General features: G+C 71.1%; 14 protein-coding genes. 1 reads left to right on the plus strand and 13 read right to left on the minus strand.

What is annotated here, in order from left to right; all coding sequences use genetic code 11:
* Window positions 1-119: 119 nt before the first annotated feature.
* From HV826_RS29905 to HV826_RS29955, 11 genes are all read right to left on the minus strand, one after another.
* A complete protein-coding gene (locus tag HV826_RS29905) occupies window positions 120-1,313 on the minus strand; it encodes a hypothetical protein (RefSeq protein ID WP_176420476.1) in 1,194 nt (397 codons plus the stop codon).
* Window positions 1,310-1,879, minus strand: coding sequence for a c-type cytochrome (locus tag HV826_RS29910; RefSeq protein ID WP_176420477.1), 570 nt, complete (start codon window positions 1,877-1,879; stop codon window positions 1,310-1,312). The genes HV826_RS29905 and HV826_RS29910 overlap by 4 nt, the downstream gene beginning before the upstream one ends.
* The gene (locus HV826_RS29915) at window positions 1,876-2,397 is read right to left on the minus strand and encodes a DUF3341 domain-containing protein (protein WP_176420478.1); all 522 of its coding nucleotides are present in this window, start codon (window positions 2,395-2,397) and stop codon (window positions 1,876-1,878) included. The genes HV826_RS29910 and HV826_RS29915 overlap by 4 nt, the downstream gene beginning before the upstream one ends.
* The gene (gene nrfD, locus HV826_RS29920) at window positions 2,394-3,842 is read right to left on the minus strand and encodes an NrfD/PsrC family molybdoenzyme membrane anchor subunit (RefSeq protein ID WP_176420479.1); all 1,449 of its coding nucleotides are present in this window, start codon (window positions 3,840-3,842) and stop codon (window positions 2,394-2,396) included. The genes HV826_RS29915 and nrfD overlap by 4 nt, the downstream gene beginning before the upstream one ends.
* Window positions 3,839-6,805: a TAT-variant-translocated molybdopterin oxidoreductase gene (locus tag HV826_RS29925; protein WP_176420480.1), complete on the minus strand. Its 2,967-nt coding sequence runs from the start codon at window positions 6,803-6,805 to the stop codon at window positions 3,839-3,841. Before HV826_RS29925 ends, nrfD begins: the two co-directional genes overlap by 4 nt.
* A gap of 12 nt (window positions 6,806-6,817) precedes the next feature.
* Window positions 6,818-7,435 carry a cytochrome c3 family protein gene (locus HV826_RS29930; RefSeq protein WP_176420481.1) on the minus strand — a complete coding sequence of 206 codons (618 nt, stop codon included), beginning with the start codon at window positions 7,433-7,435 and terminating at the stop codon, window positions 6,818-6,820.
* Window positions 7,436-7,453: 18 nt separating this feature from the next.
* Window positions 7,454-8,062, minus strand: coding sequence for a respiratory nitrate reductase subunit gamma (locus HV826_RS29935; protein ID WP_176420482.1), 609 nt, complete (start codon window positions 8,060-8,062; stop codon window positions 7,454-7,456).
* Complete coding sequence (locus tag HV826_RS29940; protein ID WP_176420483.1) at window positions 8,059-8,901, minus strand: c-type cytochrome; 843 nt, start codon at window positions 8,899-8,901, stop codon at window positions 8,059-8,061. The genes HV826_RS29935 and HV826_RS29940 overlap by 4 nt, the downstream gene beginning before the upstream one ends.
* A 183-nt stretch (window positions 8,902-9,084) precedes the next feature.
* Entirely contained in the window at window positions 9,085-9,483 is a 399-nt protein-coding gene (locus HV826_RS29945; protein WP_176420484.1) for a hypothetical protein, read from the minus strand.
* 41 nt (window positions 9,484-9,524) lie between these two features.
* Complete coding sequence (locus HV826_RS29950; protein WP_176420485.1) at window positions 9,525-10,634, minus strand: cytochrome-c peroxidase; 1,110 nt, start codon at window positions 10,632-10,634, stop codon at window positions 9,525-9,527.
* Between the two features lie 235 nt (window positions 10,635-10,869).
* Entirely contained in the window at window positions 10,870-11,679 is an 810-nt protein-coding gene (locus tag HV826_RS29955) for a hypothetical protein (RefSeq protein ID WP_176420486.1), read from the minus strand.
* 120 nt (window positions 11,680-11,799) lie between these two features.
* On the opposite strand from HV826_RS29955, the gene HV826_RS29960 reads away from it, so the two are divergent.
* A complete protein-coding gene (locus tag HV826_RS29960) occupies window positions 11,800-12,900 on the plus strand; it encodes an acyltransferase family protein (RefSeq protein WP_407938446.1) in 1,101 nt (366 codons plus the stop codon).
* 15 nt (window positions 12,901-12,915) lie between these two features.
* On the opposite strand, the gene HV826_RS29965 is transcribed toward HV826_RS29960, so the two are convergent.
* Together HV826_RS29965 and HV826_RS29970 are read right to left on the minus strand one after the other, a co-directional pair.
* A complete protein-coding gene (locus HV826_RS29965) occupies window positions 12,916-13,479 on the minus strand; it encodes an FxsA family protein (RefSeq protein WP_176420488.1) in 564 nt (187 codons plus the stop codon).
* A gap of 51 nt (window positions 13,480-13,530) precedes the next feature.
* On the minus strand, window positions 13,531-14,061 hold the full coding sequence (locus tag HV826_RS29970; protein ID WP_176420489.1) for a hypothetical protein: 531 nt from the start codon (window positions 14,059-14,061) through the stop codon (window positions 13,531-13,533).
* Window positions 14,062-14,168: the final 107 nt, after the last annotated feature.

The following is a 14,168-nucleotide window of genomic DNA, read 5'->3' on the forward strand; positions in this document are numbered from 1 at the left end:
CTACCGTGGAAAGGTCAACGCCGCCCGTCGAGGAGGACGGGCGGCGTCGCGGTCGGGAGCGGGCTTCCGGGGAGGCCTCGTCGCCGAGGCATCCACCGCTCCTTTTCTCTGAAACGGGCTCAGGTGTGGTGGTGCAGGCTCTCCACCAGGTACGGGTCACCCACCGGCAACATGGGCGTGGAGCGCACGGTACGCGTCACCGCCAGTGTGAAGAGCGCGGCCATGCCCACGAAGCCGGCCAGCTCGAACACACCCAGCGCGACGCCGTCTGGTTGATTGCCGGGCACCACCATCAGGTACAGGTCCAACCAGCGCCCCACCAGGAGGATGGCCGCCACGCGCAGCAGGTGAGACGGATTGCGCTTCGCGGGCCGAGGCAACAGCAGCACGAAGGGCAGCGCCCAGTTGAGCGCGACGTTCAGATAGAAGGCCACCGCCCACGTCCCGTGCAGCCGGGTGACGAAGTAGACCGTCTCCTCCGGGATGTTCGCGTACCAGATGAGCAGGTATTGCGAGAACCATAGGTAGGCCCACAACGTGGCGAAGGCAAACATCAACTTGCCCAAATCGTGCAGGTGGCTGGTGTTGAGCTGCGGCAGCGCGCCCGCGCGGTGGAGCAGAATCGCCGCGATGGTCATGGCGCACACCGTGGAGCTGAGCAGGCCCGCGAAGTTGTAGAGCGCGTAGATGGTGCTGAACCAGTGCGGCTCCAACGTCATCAGCCAGTCGAACGCGGCCAGGCAGAAGGTCAGCGCGAAGAGCACCAGGAACACCGCCGACACCTTCACGTTGCGCCCAGCCAGCTCCGGCGAGCGCTCCGCGTCCTGCCGCAGGGAGATGCGCCGCAACATCCAGGTGAAGCCCACCCACACCGCCAGCATCACCCCCATGCGCGCCGCGAAGAAGGGCACGTTGAGGAAGGCTGCCTTCTCATGCAGCAGGTGGTCCGTCTCCATGACGCCCGGCTTCGCCCACGGATACAGCGAGGACACGAAGGGCAGCAGCGCCAGAATCGTCACCGCGCCCCAGGGCACGTAGGCGGCGAAGGCCTCGGGGATGCGCTTGAACACGGTGAACCACCCCGCGTTCGCCACGTACATCAGCGCCAGGAACACCGCGCCGCCCAGGCCCAGGCACAGGAAGTAGAAGCCGCTGGTGAGCAGGCTCGTCAGGGCACGCTCGCGCGCGATGGCCAGGCCCGCCACCAGGATGCCCAGGCCCGCGCCGGCCAGCACCTGCGCCGCGCGGTGCACGGCGGGAGGAACCTCGAAGCCAGCCGCCGGGGCGGTGGTCACTTCATGCAGAGCACTCATGGCACGTCCTTCCGCGCCGTCCGCGCGGGGTCCTGCAAGGTCCGGACGTAGTGGACAATCTTCCACCGGTCCTCCGGAGCCACCTGCGAGCCATGGGCCGGCATCAGCCCCTGCCCGTGGGTGATGATGTGGAACACCTGCCCGTCGGGGAGCTGCTTCGCGTGCTCCGCCAGCAGCGACGGCGGCATGGGGAAGCGCGCGGTGACGAGCCCGTCGCCCAGGCCCTCCGTGCCGTGACACGGCCCGCAGTAGCGCGTGAAGGTCACCTTCCCCCGCGCCAGCACCTCTGGCGAGGCCGGGTACGGATTCTGAAACTCCCGCCCCGCGCGTGCAGCCTCCTCCGGCCCCGCGGCCAGGTGCAGCGGCTGGTGGCCTCGCGGCACCGTCCCCTTCACCGGCGCCAGCAGCGTCTTGCCGTCCACCGTGACGGGGTTGGCCGCGAAGGTGTCGAACGGCACGGACGACACCATGTCCGGCGCGTATTCGAAGTTGGGCCGCGTCTCGTCCTGCTCGCAGCCCGTGAGGGCCAGCCCCAGCACCACCGCGCCCACGTGAAGCCTCTTCACGACGCCACCTCCAACAGGTCCGTCGTCACCGCGCCGTGGCGGCGCATCAGGTCCTCGGCCGCGTCCAGCTCCGAGGGGGCCTCACGCGGCGCCACCGCGATGGCGAACCGGTCATCCGTGACACGCGGGAGCACCGAGCGGCGGCTCCCGGGGAAGAGCTTCGCCCGCACCAGGAAGGCCGCCACCGTCGCCAGCGCCGCGAACAGCACCGTCAGCTCGAAGGTCACGGGGATGAACGCCGGGAACGAGTTGAACGGCTTGCCGCCCACGTTGAGGGGCCAGCTCACCACGCTGGTGTAGTACTGGAGCGACAGCGCCAGCGTGCAGCCCAGGAGGCCCGCGCCGAAGCACACCCAGGTGAGGCGGCTGGGCTTGAGGCCCATGGCGTCATCCAGCCCGTGCACCGCGTACGGCGTGTACACGTCATGGAGGACGAAGCCCGCCTCGCGCACCGCCCGGGTGGCGTCCAGCACCTGCGCCTCACTGTCGAAGTAGCCGATGAGAACCGGGGCGCTCATACGGGTGCGTCCTTTCGAATGGCGATGGCCACGGGGTGCGCCTCCTCGGCGACCGGCTTCGCGGGCGGGTGCGGCTGGGCGTCATGGCCTTCGCGAGCGAAGCCCAGCACGCTCTTCACCTCGCCGATGGAGATGATGGGCAGCACGCGGACGAAGAGCAGGAACAGCGTGAAGAAGAGGCCGAAGGTCCCGATGAAGGTGCCCACCTCCACCATCGTCGGCGTGTACATGGCCCAGCTCGACGGCAGGAAGTCGCGGTAGAGGCTGGTGACGATGATGACGAAGCGCTCGAACCACATGCCCACGTTGATGACCAGCGACAGGACGAAGATGGCCGCGGGCGAGGTGCGCACCTTCTTGAACCAGAAGAGGTGCGGCGACACCACGTTGCACGTCACCATGATCCAATACGCCCACGCGTAGGGCCCGAAGGCGCGGTTCATGAAGGCGAAGCGCTCGTAGGGGTTGCCGGAGTACCAGGCGATGAAGAACTCCGTCGCGTACGCCAGCGACACCAGGCCGCCCGTGACGATGATGATCTTCGTCATGTTCTCCAGGTGGCGCAGGGTGATGAGGTGCTCGTAGCCCAGCACCACGCGGGTGATGATCATCAGCGTCAGCACCATGGCGAAGCCGCTGAACACCGCGCCCGCGACGAAGTACGGCGGGAAGATGGTGGTGTGCCAGCCGGGGATGACCGACGTGGCGAAGTCCATGGAGACGATGGTGTGCACGCTGAGCACCAGCGGCGTCGCCAGGCCCGCCAGCAGCAGGTACACCGTCTCGTAGCGGCTCCACGTCCGGTGCGAGCCCGTCCACCCCAGCGACATCACCTTGAAGACGGCCTTGCGCAGCCCCGCCTTCGCCCTGTCGCGCACCGTGGCCAGGTCCGGAATCAGGCCCACGTACCAGAACACCGCTGACACGGTGAAGTACGTGGAGATGGCGAACACGTCCCACAAGAGCGGCGAGCGGAAGTTCACCCACAGGCTGCCGCGGTCGTTCGGATAGGGCAGCACCCAGAAGGCCAGCCACGGCCGCCCCAGGTGGATGATGGGATAGAGCGCCGCGCACATGACGGCGAACAGCGTCATCGCCTCCGCCGCGCGGTTGATGCTGGTGCGCCACTTCTGCCGGAAGAGGAAGAGGATGGCGGAGATGAGCGTGCCGGCGTGGCCGATGCCCACCCAGAACACGAAGTTGGTGATGTCGAAGCCCCAGCCGACGCTCTTGTTCAGGCCCCAGGTGCCAATGCCCGTGCCCACCTGGTAGGCGACGATGCCGGCGCCCATGCCGAGCACGGACACCGCGATGCCAAACGCCACCCACCACTTCCAGGTGGGGGCCCGCTCCATGGGGGCGCAGATCTCCTCGGTGAGCTGACCCATGGAGCGCGGCTCGGTGACGAGCGGTTCGCGCAGCGGGGACAGATGCGGGTTGCTCATGTTCCGCTTCCCGACCCGGTGTTCCGGATCTTCGTGAGGTAGGTGATGGACGACCCGATGTTCAGCTCCTCCAGCAACCGGAACGCGCGCTCGTCCTTCGCGAGCCGCGCCACCTGGCTGTCCGCGTCGTTCACGTCACCGAAGTGGATGGCCTTCGCCGGGCAGCTCTGCTGGCACGCCGTCTGGATGTCCCCGTCACGCAGCGGGCGGCCCTCCCGGTTCGCGGCGGCCTTGGACTCCTGGATGCGCTGCACGCACAGGGAGCACTTCTCCATGACGCCCCGGCTGCGCACCACGACGTCCGGGTTGAGCACCATCCGCTCCAGTGGCTCGGCGTGCTCGGCGTCGAACCAGTTGAAGCGGCGGACCTTCGTGGGGCAGTTGTTGGCGCAGTACCGCGTCCCCACGCAGCGGTTGTAGACCTGCTGGTTGAGGCCCTCGCTGGAGTGCACCGTGGCCAACACCGGGCACACCGTCTCGCACGGCGCATTCTCACAGTGCTGGCACATCATCGGCTGGTGGACGACCTGGGGATTGGCCTCGTCGCCCTGGTAGTACCGGTCGATGCGCATCCAGTGCATCTCCCGTCGGCGCAGCACCTCCTCGCGCCCCACGCTGGGGATGTTGTTCTCCGCCTGGCACGACACCACGCAGGCCGAGCACCCCGTGCAGGCGCTCAGGTCCACCGCCAGCGCCCAGCGGTGCCCCTTGTACTCGTGCCCCGACCACAGGGAGAGCGAGTGCCCTCCCCCGCCGTGCCCCGCCTGCACCTCATTGCCCGCGCGTGGGTTGGCCAGGAAGGCGGCCAGCTCCGCCTCGCGCACGTGCGGCCGTCCCTCCAGCCGGTGGTGCGTCTGCGTCAGCGCCAGGGGCTGCTGCGCGCCCGTGGCTCGCACCGTGACGCCGGGCACCGCGCGCCGCGCGCGTCCGTCCACCACCGCCGACAGCGGGTAGCCGTTGACGCCAATGCCGTCCGCCACGCGCCCGGCCTGCGTGCGGCCGTAGCCCACCGCCACCGCGATGACGGAGGGGTGCGTCCCCGCCTGCACCAGCACGGGCACCGACAGCGTCGCGCTCCCCGCCCGCACCTGGACGACGTCGCCGTCCTTCAGTCCCAGCGCCTTCGCGCGGGATGGGGCGATGCACGCCGGATTGCCCCACGTCACCTTGGTGATGGGGTCCGCCACCTCCTGGAGCCAGGCGTTGTTCGCGGGGGCACCGTCACGCAGCGCCACCGTGGGGTACAGCATCAGCTCCCACTCCGCGGCATGGCGAGCCACGCCGGCCAGCGCCTTCGCCAGCCCGTCCTCTCGGAAGGCGGGGGCTTCCGCCGCGGCGGCGCTGAGCGTCACCACGCCCCGGCGGAGGGCATCGTCCCAGAAGGCGCTGAAGCCCTGCCCCAGGCCGCTGGCCCGAGGGAAGACCTCCGCCTCCCAGCGCGCGCGGAGGAAGTCGTAGTGCGGCTGGGGCGCTCCCGCCCACTGGAGCAGCGACTCCACGCCGCTGCGCGTCTCGTGCAGCGGCGCCACCGCGGGCTGGCGCAGGGACACGACACCCCGGCGCACCTCCGCGTCGCCCCACGACTCCAGCGCGGTGGCCTCCGGTGCATGGAGGCCCACGTGCACGGCCGTCTCGTCCCGCCGGTCGCTGGTGGACAGCGTGAGCGGCACGTCCTTCAGCAGCGCCGCCAGCTCCGCGCCGCGCGGGTCGCTGTAGACGGGATTGGCGCCCATGAAGAGCACCGCGCCCACGGCGCCCGCGCGCAGCTCCGTCAGCAGCGTCCCCAAGGGCAGCGCGTCCGCGTCCAGCGTTGTGCCGTCCGCCAGCGACACCGTGTGGCCCTCGCAGCCCAGCAGCGCGTTGGCGGTGTTGGCCAGCACCTGCGTGGCCACGTCATCGCCGCCCGCCACCACCAGTGCGTCATGGCGCTGGGCCCACAGCGCGTCCGCGAGCTCCACCCTCGCGGCCTCGTCCAGCGCGGGCGGCGGCAGCGGCGGCAGTCCCGGCACCTGCCGGCCCGCCTTCACCGCCAGCCGCCGCACCAGGTCCGCCAGCACCAGCGCCAGGTCGGAGGGCGCCACCACGAAGCGGCGGTCCGCGGCGGCGCCAGTGAGCGTCATCACCGGCTCCACCTGGAAGTGCCGCGACATCGTCCGGCGCCGGGCCGCGTCGCGCGACTCCGCGTACTGCCGGGTGAAGGCCACGGGCGACACCCACGTCCCCAGGAAGTCCGCGCCGAAGCTGGCGATGACAGCGGCCTTGTCGAAGCGGTAGTCCGGCACGGCGCGCACGCCGTGCGTGACGCGGTGGGCGTCGGCGATGGCGGACAGCTCGCCCAGGGCCTCGTCGCGCACGGTGCGCGCGGTGGGGTACGCGGCCAGGAAGCGCTTCACGGCCGCCTCCGCAGTGGGGCCCAGGTGCCAGGGCAACACCACGCGGATGCCCTTCCCCGCCTCGGTGGCCTCGCGCAGGGCCTGCGTGACGTCCGCGTCCAGGTCCGTCCAGGACACGCGCGTGGCGCCGCGAGTGGGGTAGCGGGCGCGGCTCGCGTCGTAGAGCGACAGCACCGACGCCTGGCCCACCGCGCACACGCCGCCTCGCGACACGGGGTGCTCGTCGTTGCCCTCCACCTTGATGGGGCGGCCGTCGCGCGTCTTCAGCAGCAGGCCGCACCGGGCGCCGCACCCGTCGCAGGTGGACGCGTACCAGAGCGCCAGTCCCGGCGTGACTTCATCCGGACGCGCCACGTAGGGGATGATTTGCTGCACCGGCGCGCGCTGGCAGGCCACCATGGCCGCCGCGGCGCTCAGGCCCATCAGCTTGAAGAAGTCACGGCGGGTGTTCGCCTCCGGAGGCGTGGCGCCGACGCCCACGGGGAGCGGCTCCGCGAATTCGTCGTGCGCGCCAAGGTCACCAGCGCGCTCCGCCAGGCTCTGCCAGTACTTGGGAAGTGGGTCGGACATGGATGGGACTCCTCAGCGGTGGCAGCTCGAACAGTCCGTGGGGGGCTGCAGGATTCGAGGGGCCTTCAGCGGCTCCGGTGCGGGCGCGCCGGACGACAGGGCCAACAGCTCGCCAGCGCGGGGCGCGGAGGGCGGCGGCGCGGACACCTGCTTCGCCGCCGTGTCGCGGTGGCAGTCCAGGCACCAGCCCATCGTCATGCGCTCCTGCTGCTCCACGCGCACCATCTCCTGCACGGGCCCGTGGCACGTCTGGCACGCCAGGCCCGCGCCCACGTGGCTGGCGTGGTTGAAGTACGCGTGGTCCGGCAGGCGGTGGATGCGCACCCACGCCAGCGGCTCATTCTCCGCCACCGCGGCCGCGACCTTCTTGATTTCGGGCGAGTCCGTCTTCACCTGCGTGTGGCAGTTCATGCACACGCGGGTGGAGGGCACGCCGGCGTGGCGGCTCTGCTCCGCGCCCACGTGGCAGTACTGGCAATCCAGGCCGTACTGCCCGGCGTGGACGGCGTGGGAGAAGGCCACGGGCTGCTCGGGCATGTAGCCCTGCTGGTTGTTCACCGGGCCGCTGCACCCCGCCAGGTAGAGCGCGGCAAGGGCACGGAAAGGAAAGCGAGTCGAGGCGTCTTTCATGACGGGTGTGCCGCCGCGTCAGCGGGCGGTCTCCTCCCGAGGCGTGACGAGCAGGGGCGCGGCGAGGTGTTCGGGTCGCGCGCGGATGAAGAGCGCCAGCGCCAGCACCACCATGCCGGACAGGGTGTGGAGCTGGACGATGAAGGGCGCCTGCGCCAGCAGCGACGCGTCCGGCTGGAAGGCCAGCACCGAGCGCAGGTACGGCACCACCACGTGGACATACCAGGCCGAGCCCCAGCGCAGCGCCACCGCCAGGTAGAGGCCGGAGCACGACTGCAAGAACAGCAACCCCAGCAGCGCGGCGGTGCGCCACTGCCCTTCCCGCGCGCGGCGCAGCGTCAGGCCCACCAGGCCCCAGGCGAGCAGCAGCGCGCCAATCAGGCTCACCGCCTCCAGCGTGAAGAGGCGGCCCGGCGACGCGTTGAAGGCCTGCATCACCCGCGGCGCCAGCAGCCCCAGCAGGTGGTTGAGGGCCACGATGACGCCCCCCGCCAGCACGGCCCGTCCCGAAGACGTCCAGGGCGTGGGGACGCTCGCGGGCGCGCGTGCCATCAGCCGGCGCGCCACGCCCGCCACGGCCGCGCCCGCCGCCACGTAGGGGATGGCGGAGAAGAGGGCTTCACTCACGGCTGACCTCGCTTGGTGTGCGCGTTGAAGGCAACGCCCATGAACCCGAGCACCGCGAGCATCCCGACGAGGCCCAGGTAGACGAAGTCCCTGTCCGCGCGAGGCTTGCTGCCGTCGCGCGACACGTCCGCGAGGTACGCCTTGAGGGCGTATTGCTCCTCCTCCTCCAGCGGGGCCTTCGCGTACAGCGCGGCCATCATCGGCGTGTCCAGCTTCGCCAGCAGGGGACGCATGCCGCGCTCGCCCATGCGCGCGAAGGCGAAGGTGAGGTTGGGCCCGAGCGTGCCGCCGCCCGCCACGCCCAGCCCGCGCACGTCATGACAGCCGAAGCAGGCGGGGCCGCCCTTCGCCAGGGCTTCGGTGCCCTCGAAGAGGCGGCGGCCTCGCGCAATCTCTTCCGACGTCGCGTCCGTGCCCGGCTTCGCCGCGGGCGAGGGCTTGCAGCCGCCCACCCCCTTGCGCGTGCAGTCGCGGAAGAAGGCGTAGAGGGCGCCGCGCTCCTCGGGGGAGAGCTGCTGGTCCGGCATGCGGATGCCGTTGAACTGCTTCAGCAGCGCGGTGGCCACCGGGTCGCCCGCGTCGATGACGGCGCCGGGGCTGGTGATGAAGCGGGTGAGCCACGCCTCGTCGCGCCGCTCCATCACGCCGTGCAGGTCCGGCCCCACGCGGTCGCCCTCGCCCACCGTGTGACAGGTGGCGCAGCGCTGCGTGAAGAGCGTGGCCCCTTGCGAGGCGCTCTGTGCTCCCGCCACTGGCGCCGCCACCAGGGCCAGCAGCGGAATGACGGGGACGAGCCCCCGCGTCAGGCGCGGTCGTCCTTCCTGGGCATGTGTCCGCATCGCCGCGTGCCCCTCCTCGAAGGGAGGCCGGGCTCACTGCCCGGCACACGCGGCACGAATTGCAATGCGAGGGCCAGAATGACGAAAGGCCAACACCCGGGCGGACATGCGTGGGGGTTGGCCTGCTGCGCGCAGCATTTGCGCCGCGCGCCGTGATTCAGCGCAGCATTTACCCGGGGCGGCTCAAATCGCCGTCGTCGTGAAGACGCCACGGCCAATGGCCATGATGCCGCCGATGATGAAGACGATGGACACGACCACGCCCACCAGCGGCAGCACGAAGGCCGGCCGCGGCTTGCGGCGATTGATGGACAGCGTCGCCTGCGCCACGCCGGCGGCGAGCACCATCATCACGATGTGCCCGATGAGCGCCGGGTAATAGAAGCGCGTCACCAGCACGCCGACGCCCAGCAGCACCTGGAGCTGGAGCAGCCCGGAGTAGGCCGAGCCCAGGATGCGCCCCAGCTTGTCGAAGGGCTTCCGGGTGGCGAGCCCGTAGGCGAAGTACGCGAGGGCCAGGATGCCAGCCAGCAGCACCAGATAGCGGAGCCCGGAGTGGGCGTAGAAGAGCATTCGGTCCATGGGCCTCGCTGCTTAGCAACGCGCGAGGCGCCGCGCACCTTTCAAGACGGGTCCGGCTTGGGCGTCTTCGCGGTGCTGGGGGGCAGCTCGGGCGGGGCGATGAGCTCCGCGGGGGGCAGCTCCCCCGTGAGGCTCTTGAGGAAGGCGACCAGGTCGTCCACCTCCGGGTCCGTCAGCGTGCGCGCCAGCTGGTGCTTCGCCATCAGCCGCACCATCCGCGGCAGCTCCGCCACGCTGCCGTCGTGCAGGTACGGCCCCGTCTTGTCCACGTTGAGGAGCGTGGGCACGCGGAACTTGCCCCGGTCCTCCTCGTTCTTCGTGGCGTCGAAGCGGCCCGCGTCCTTCAGGCCCGGGTAGTCCTCGATGAGGCCCAGCTTCTGGAAGGAGGTGCCGCCCACGGCGGGGCCGTTGTGGCAGGTGGTGCACCCCGTGGTGGCGAAGAGCTGCAGGCCCCGCTGCTCCTGCGCGGTGAGCGCGTCGTGCTTGCCGCCCACGAAGGCGTCGAAGCGCGAGGTGGTGACGAGCTTGCGCTCGAAGGCGGCGATGGCGCGCGCGGCGTTGGCCATGCTCACCGGCTTCTTGTCACCCGGGAAGGCCTCGCGGAAGCGCTTCGTGTACTCCGGGATGGAGGTCAGCGTGGCCAGCACGCGCTTCTCATCCGGCATGGCCATCTCCACCGGATTGAGGATGGGGCCGGTGGCCTGCGCCTCCAGCGTGTCCGCGCGCCCGTCCCAGAACTGCGCGATGTGCCCGGCCGCGTTGTACACGGTGGGCGAGTTGCGCGTGCCCTTCAGCCCCTTGTGGCCGTCCGACAGCGCCTTGTTGTCCACGCCGAACGTCGTCAGGCCGTGGCAGGTGTTGCAGGACACGTCGTGGTTCTTCGACAGGCGCGGCTCGAAGTAGAGCATCCGCCCCAGCGTCACCTGGGCGTCGGTGTCCTCGGGCGGAGGCGGCGCGTCCTTGCGCCTGGGCAGCGGCTTGAAGAAGTGTGCGAGCTGCTCGGCCGTCATCGGCTTGGGCGCCGGCAGCGTCTGGGCTTCCGGCGCGGCCACGGGCGCCTCGGCGGGCGGCGGCGTGCGCTCGCACCCCGTGAGCGCGCTGACGCCTAGCGCGGACAGCGACAGCAGCGAGACCCACCGGTTCTGAATCATGGAAGCCCTCCACGGCCGCTTCGTTAGCGCGGCGCAAGCTACCAGCAAGCGGCCGCGGAGGAATGCCGCGTCGTGACATCCCCACACGTCCGCTTTCCGGACCCATCAGTCACCGGGCCGCCTCCCCGCTCCGGCAGCACTCGAACGACCAGGGCGGGCTGCGGGAATCCCGACAGCGCGCTACCTCCCAGTCTCAGGCCGCCGTGCGTGCTTCGGCCAACAGGGCCCTCAAGCCTCAGGGCCGGGCGCGCGGCGCATCGAGCGGCATCAACGAGATGACGGAGGACGGATGCGGGACGACAGCGGCGGTGGCCCGGTGGAGGACGTGGAGGTGCTCGTCTGCCGGAAGTGCCTGATGAAGGGCGGCGCGCGAGCCGGAGGCCTGGACCTGCCGCGCTGGCTCCAAGGCACGCTCACCGAACGCGGCCTGGGAGAGCAGGTCCGCGTGCTCCCCTCCGGCTGCATGAACCAGTGCCCGCGCGGCAAGGTGACCGTGCTCGTCTCCAGCGCCTCCGGCCGCGGCGGCGCCCTGGTGACGGTGGACCCGAGGCTGCATCGAGAGGAGCTGGTACAGCTCGTCGAACGCCAGGCGCGGGGCGAGCCCGCCCGGCAGGCCCCTGTCCCCAGCGACGTGGAGGCGGAGCGTGACGGGGCGACGTAGCCACGCCCGAGCCACCTGGGACGGCGTGTCGTCACGGCGGAAGACGAGCCGGTCCACCACGTACGACACCGCGAGCCCGGACGCCGTGCCCACCGCGTCCCACGCCAGGTCCTTCATCGAGAACGTCGTCCCGCGCCCCAGGTCGTGGAGCTCCTTGCCCACCCCCGCGCCCATCGCGAGCCCCGCGCCGGTGAGCCAGCGCGCGTGAGGGTTGTCGAAGAGCAGCGCGCCACCGGCGTACCCCGCGCCCGCGAGCACGAAACACGCGGCGAAGTGCTTGGGCTTGTCCGGCCCCAACCACGCATCTCCAGACGCGGCGCGCGCGCCGAGAGGGGCCAGGAAGACAAGCAACAGCAGGCTGGACAGCAGGGCATGCAGGCGCATGTCTTTCCCTGTAGCACCACACGACCCGTCAGGGTGCCCTGCCTCTCCGTGAAGGGGCGCGCTGGCGGCTTCATGCGTTTTCGAGACGCGGCCCGAGTCACGGCCTATGCTGGGGACCTCGTGAGTCAACTCGGCCCTGCCTTCACGTTCCAGCGACGAGACCCCCGCCACCCCGGGCTCGACTGCGCGCGCGGGCTCGCGGTGATGGCGATGGTCATTGGCCACACGCTGGACGCGGTGTTGTCGCCAGCCGTGCGTGCGGACGTGTGGGTCCAGCACTACTGGACCTGCCGAGGCATCACCGCGCCCCTGTTCCTGATGGTCGCCGGGTGGGCGGTGGTCGCCGCGCTGGGTTCAAAGCCCACGGCGGCCCGGGACACCTACGGCAAACGGGTGCGCCGCGCGCTGCTGCTCATCTTCCTGGGCTACCTCATGCACTGGCCCGGCTGGTCCACGGTCATCAAGCTGGGGCTGACCGAGGAGATGTTGACGAAGGTGTTCGTCTTCGACGCGCTCCAGTGCATCGGCTTCGCCCTCCTGGCGGGCGCCACGCTGTTGGCGGTGACGCCGGGGCGCTGGGGCCGCACCGTGATGCTGGTGGCGGTGGCGGTGGGCATTCCGCTGGTGAGTTTGAGCGTGCGGGCGATGAGCGAAGGCCTGCCCGGGCCGCTGACCCAGCTCATCGGCACGGGCGGCACCAGCCGCTTCGCCTTCTTCCCCTGGGCCAGCTACTTCTTCGCGGGCGCCGTGGCCGCGAGCCTGCTGGGCACCCTCCGCCCCGGCGTGCCCCAGGGACTGGCGCTGCTGATACTGGGCAGCGGGCTCTTCTGGTTCATGCGCGCGCAGCCCCAGGACTGGGGCCCCGCCAGCGCGTGGCTGGTGGCCTACCGCGTGGGCCAGGGGATGATGGTGCTGGGCGTGGTCAACATCCTGCCGCGCAAGGTCAGCGGCCTGCTGGCGCCCCTGGGCCGCCTGTCGCTGTGGGTCTACGTGCTGCACCTGCCCATCGTGTACGGCTGGTCCAGCTACGCGGGCCTGTCCAGCCGCGTGGGCCCCACCCTGACGCTTCCGGAGGGACTGGGCATCGGCGTGTCGCTGCTGGTGGCGTGCGCCCTGGTGGCCCGCCTCGGGACGTGGCTGAGGGACCAGGCCCGGCCGTGGCGCACCGGCTCCACCACGCTGGAGGCCAGCGTGGGCAGCCTGGGGCCGCGCGGGAGCTGACGTCCGGGCGGCGCGTCAGCTCCGCCTGGGCTCCTCCTCGGTGAACTCGGCGTCCACTTCCGACTGCGGGCCCTGGGGCCGGCGGGCCACGGTGCCGCCGGCGTCCGGCTCCAGGACACCGGTCCGCGGCGACCGCGGCACGGGGTCTCCGGGAAAGGGGCCGCCCCCGGAGGCGTGGAAGCCGCCGCCGAAGGTCGTGACGTGCATCGAGCCGTCGCGCACCTTGCGCTCCAGGGTGCGACGCACGCGCGCGGAGATGAGGCGCCGCACGGGCGGCAGCAGGAGCAACAGCCCCACGACGTCGGTGATGACGCCGGGGATGACGAGCAGCACGCCGCCGGCCAGCACCAGCACGCCACTGAGGATGCCCTCCGCGGGCACCTGGCCGCGCGCCATGGACTCACGCCAGTGACGCAGCATCCGCCTGCCCTCCCCTCGGGAGAGCGCGGTGCCCACCAGGCCAGACACCAGCACCCAGGCGAGCGTGGGCATGGGCCCTATCTGCCGGCCAATGACCAGGAGCAGGTAGAGCTCGAGGAACGGCACCACGATGAGGGCGAGGAGGAGGTAGCGGAACACGCTCCCAAGGTAACCCTTCGAGAGGGGCCGTGCCCGTCTTCCGCCACCGCGTCAGCGCCCGCCGAGCTGGCCCACCAGGGAGTCCACCACCAGGTACAGGACCACGAAGATGCCAATGGCGATGAGGACCATGCGCGTGGAGAGCTGGAAGCCTCGGGAGCCCTCCGTCTCCAGCGCGTAGCTGCCCGCGCCCATCGCATCGGGCACGCCGGCCACCTCGCCCGCGTAGCGCGCCGTCCGGATGTACTGCTCCATCACCCCGGCGTCGTCCTTGCTGGTCAGCGAGCGGCCCAGCTGCGGGTCCACCAGCCGGACACCGGCCTCGGAGGCCAGGGCCGCCGCGGCCTCCACGGCCTCGCGCATCAGGTCCGGGCGGTCTGACAGCGGCACGCGCAGCTCGGTGGCCACCACCTGGCCACCCTCACGCAGCTCGCCGATGTCGACGTCGCCGTTCTTGAAGGACCACCTGCGCACGCCATCCTGCCGGGCGACCACACCTCGCTCGGAAAGGAGGGCATCCACCCGCGCCGCCTCGTAGGGCGAGCCCGGCGTCATCGTCTGGAGGAGCAACTCGTATCTCACGCGGGTTGCGAGTATACGCCGCGAACGCCATGTCCACCTCTTCCAAGCCCCCCTCCCCGCGCCGAAACGGCAATCGGCCCTCGGGCCCCCCTCCGCAGGGCCGGGGC

The sequence above is a fragment of the Myxococcus sp. AM010 genome (assembly GCF_013372585.1).
In the GTDB taxonomy this organism is placed as follows: domain Bacteria; phylum Myxococcota; class Myxococcia; order Myxococcales; family Myxococcaceae; genus Myxococcus; species Myxococcus vastator.

Coding starts and splice junctions, on each gene's coding strand:
- HV826_RS29945 (WP_176420484.1), bottom strand. CDS start 9,483: ATGGACCGAATGCTCTTCTACGCCCACTCCGGGCTCCGCTATCTGGTG.
- HV826_RS29950 (WP_176420485.1), bottom strand. CDS start 10,634: ATGATTCAGAACCGGTGGGTCTCGCTGCTGTCGCTGTCCGCGCTAGGC.
- HV826_RS29925 (WP_176420480.1), bottom strand. CDS start 6,805: ATGTCCGACCCACTTCCCAAGTACTGGCAGAGCCTGGCGGAGCGCGCT.
- HV826_RS29955 (WP_176420486.1), bottom strand. CDS start 11,679: ATGCGCCTGCATGCCCTGCTGTCCAGCCTGCTGTTGCTTGTCTTCCTG.
- HV826_RS29905 (WP_176420476.1), bottom strand. CDS start 1,313: ATGAGTGCTCTGCATGAAGTGACCACCGCCCCGGCGGCTGGCTTCGAG.
- HV826_RS29915 (WP_176420478.1), bottom strand. CDS start 2,397: ATGAGCGCCCCGGTTCTCATCGGCTACTTCGACAGTGAGGCGCAGGTG.
- HV826_RS29940 (WP_176420483.1), bottom strand. CDS start 8,901: ATGCGGACACATGCCCAGGAAGGACGACCGCGCCTGACGCGGGGGCTC.
- HV826_RS29930 (WP_176420481.1), bottom strand. CDS start 7,435: ATGAAAGACGCCTCGACTCGCTTTCCTTTCCGTGCCCTTGCCGCGCTC.
- nrfD (WP_176420479.1), bottom strand. CDS start 3,842: ATGAGCAACCCGCATCTGTCCCCGCTGCGCGAACCGCTCGTCACCGAG.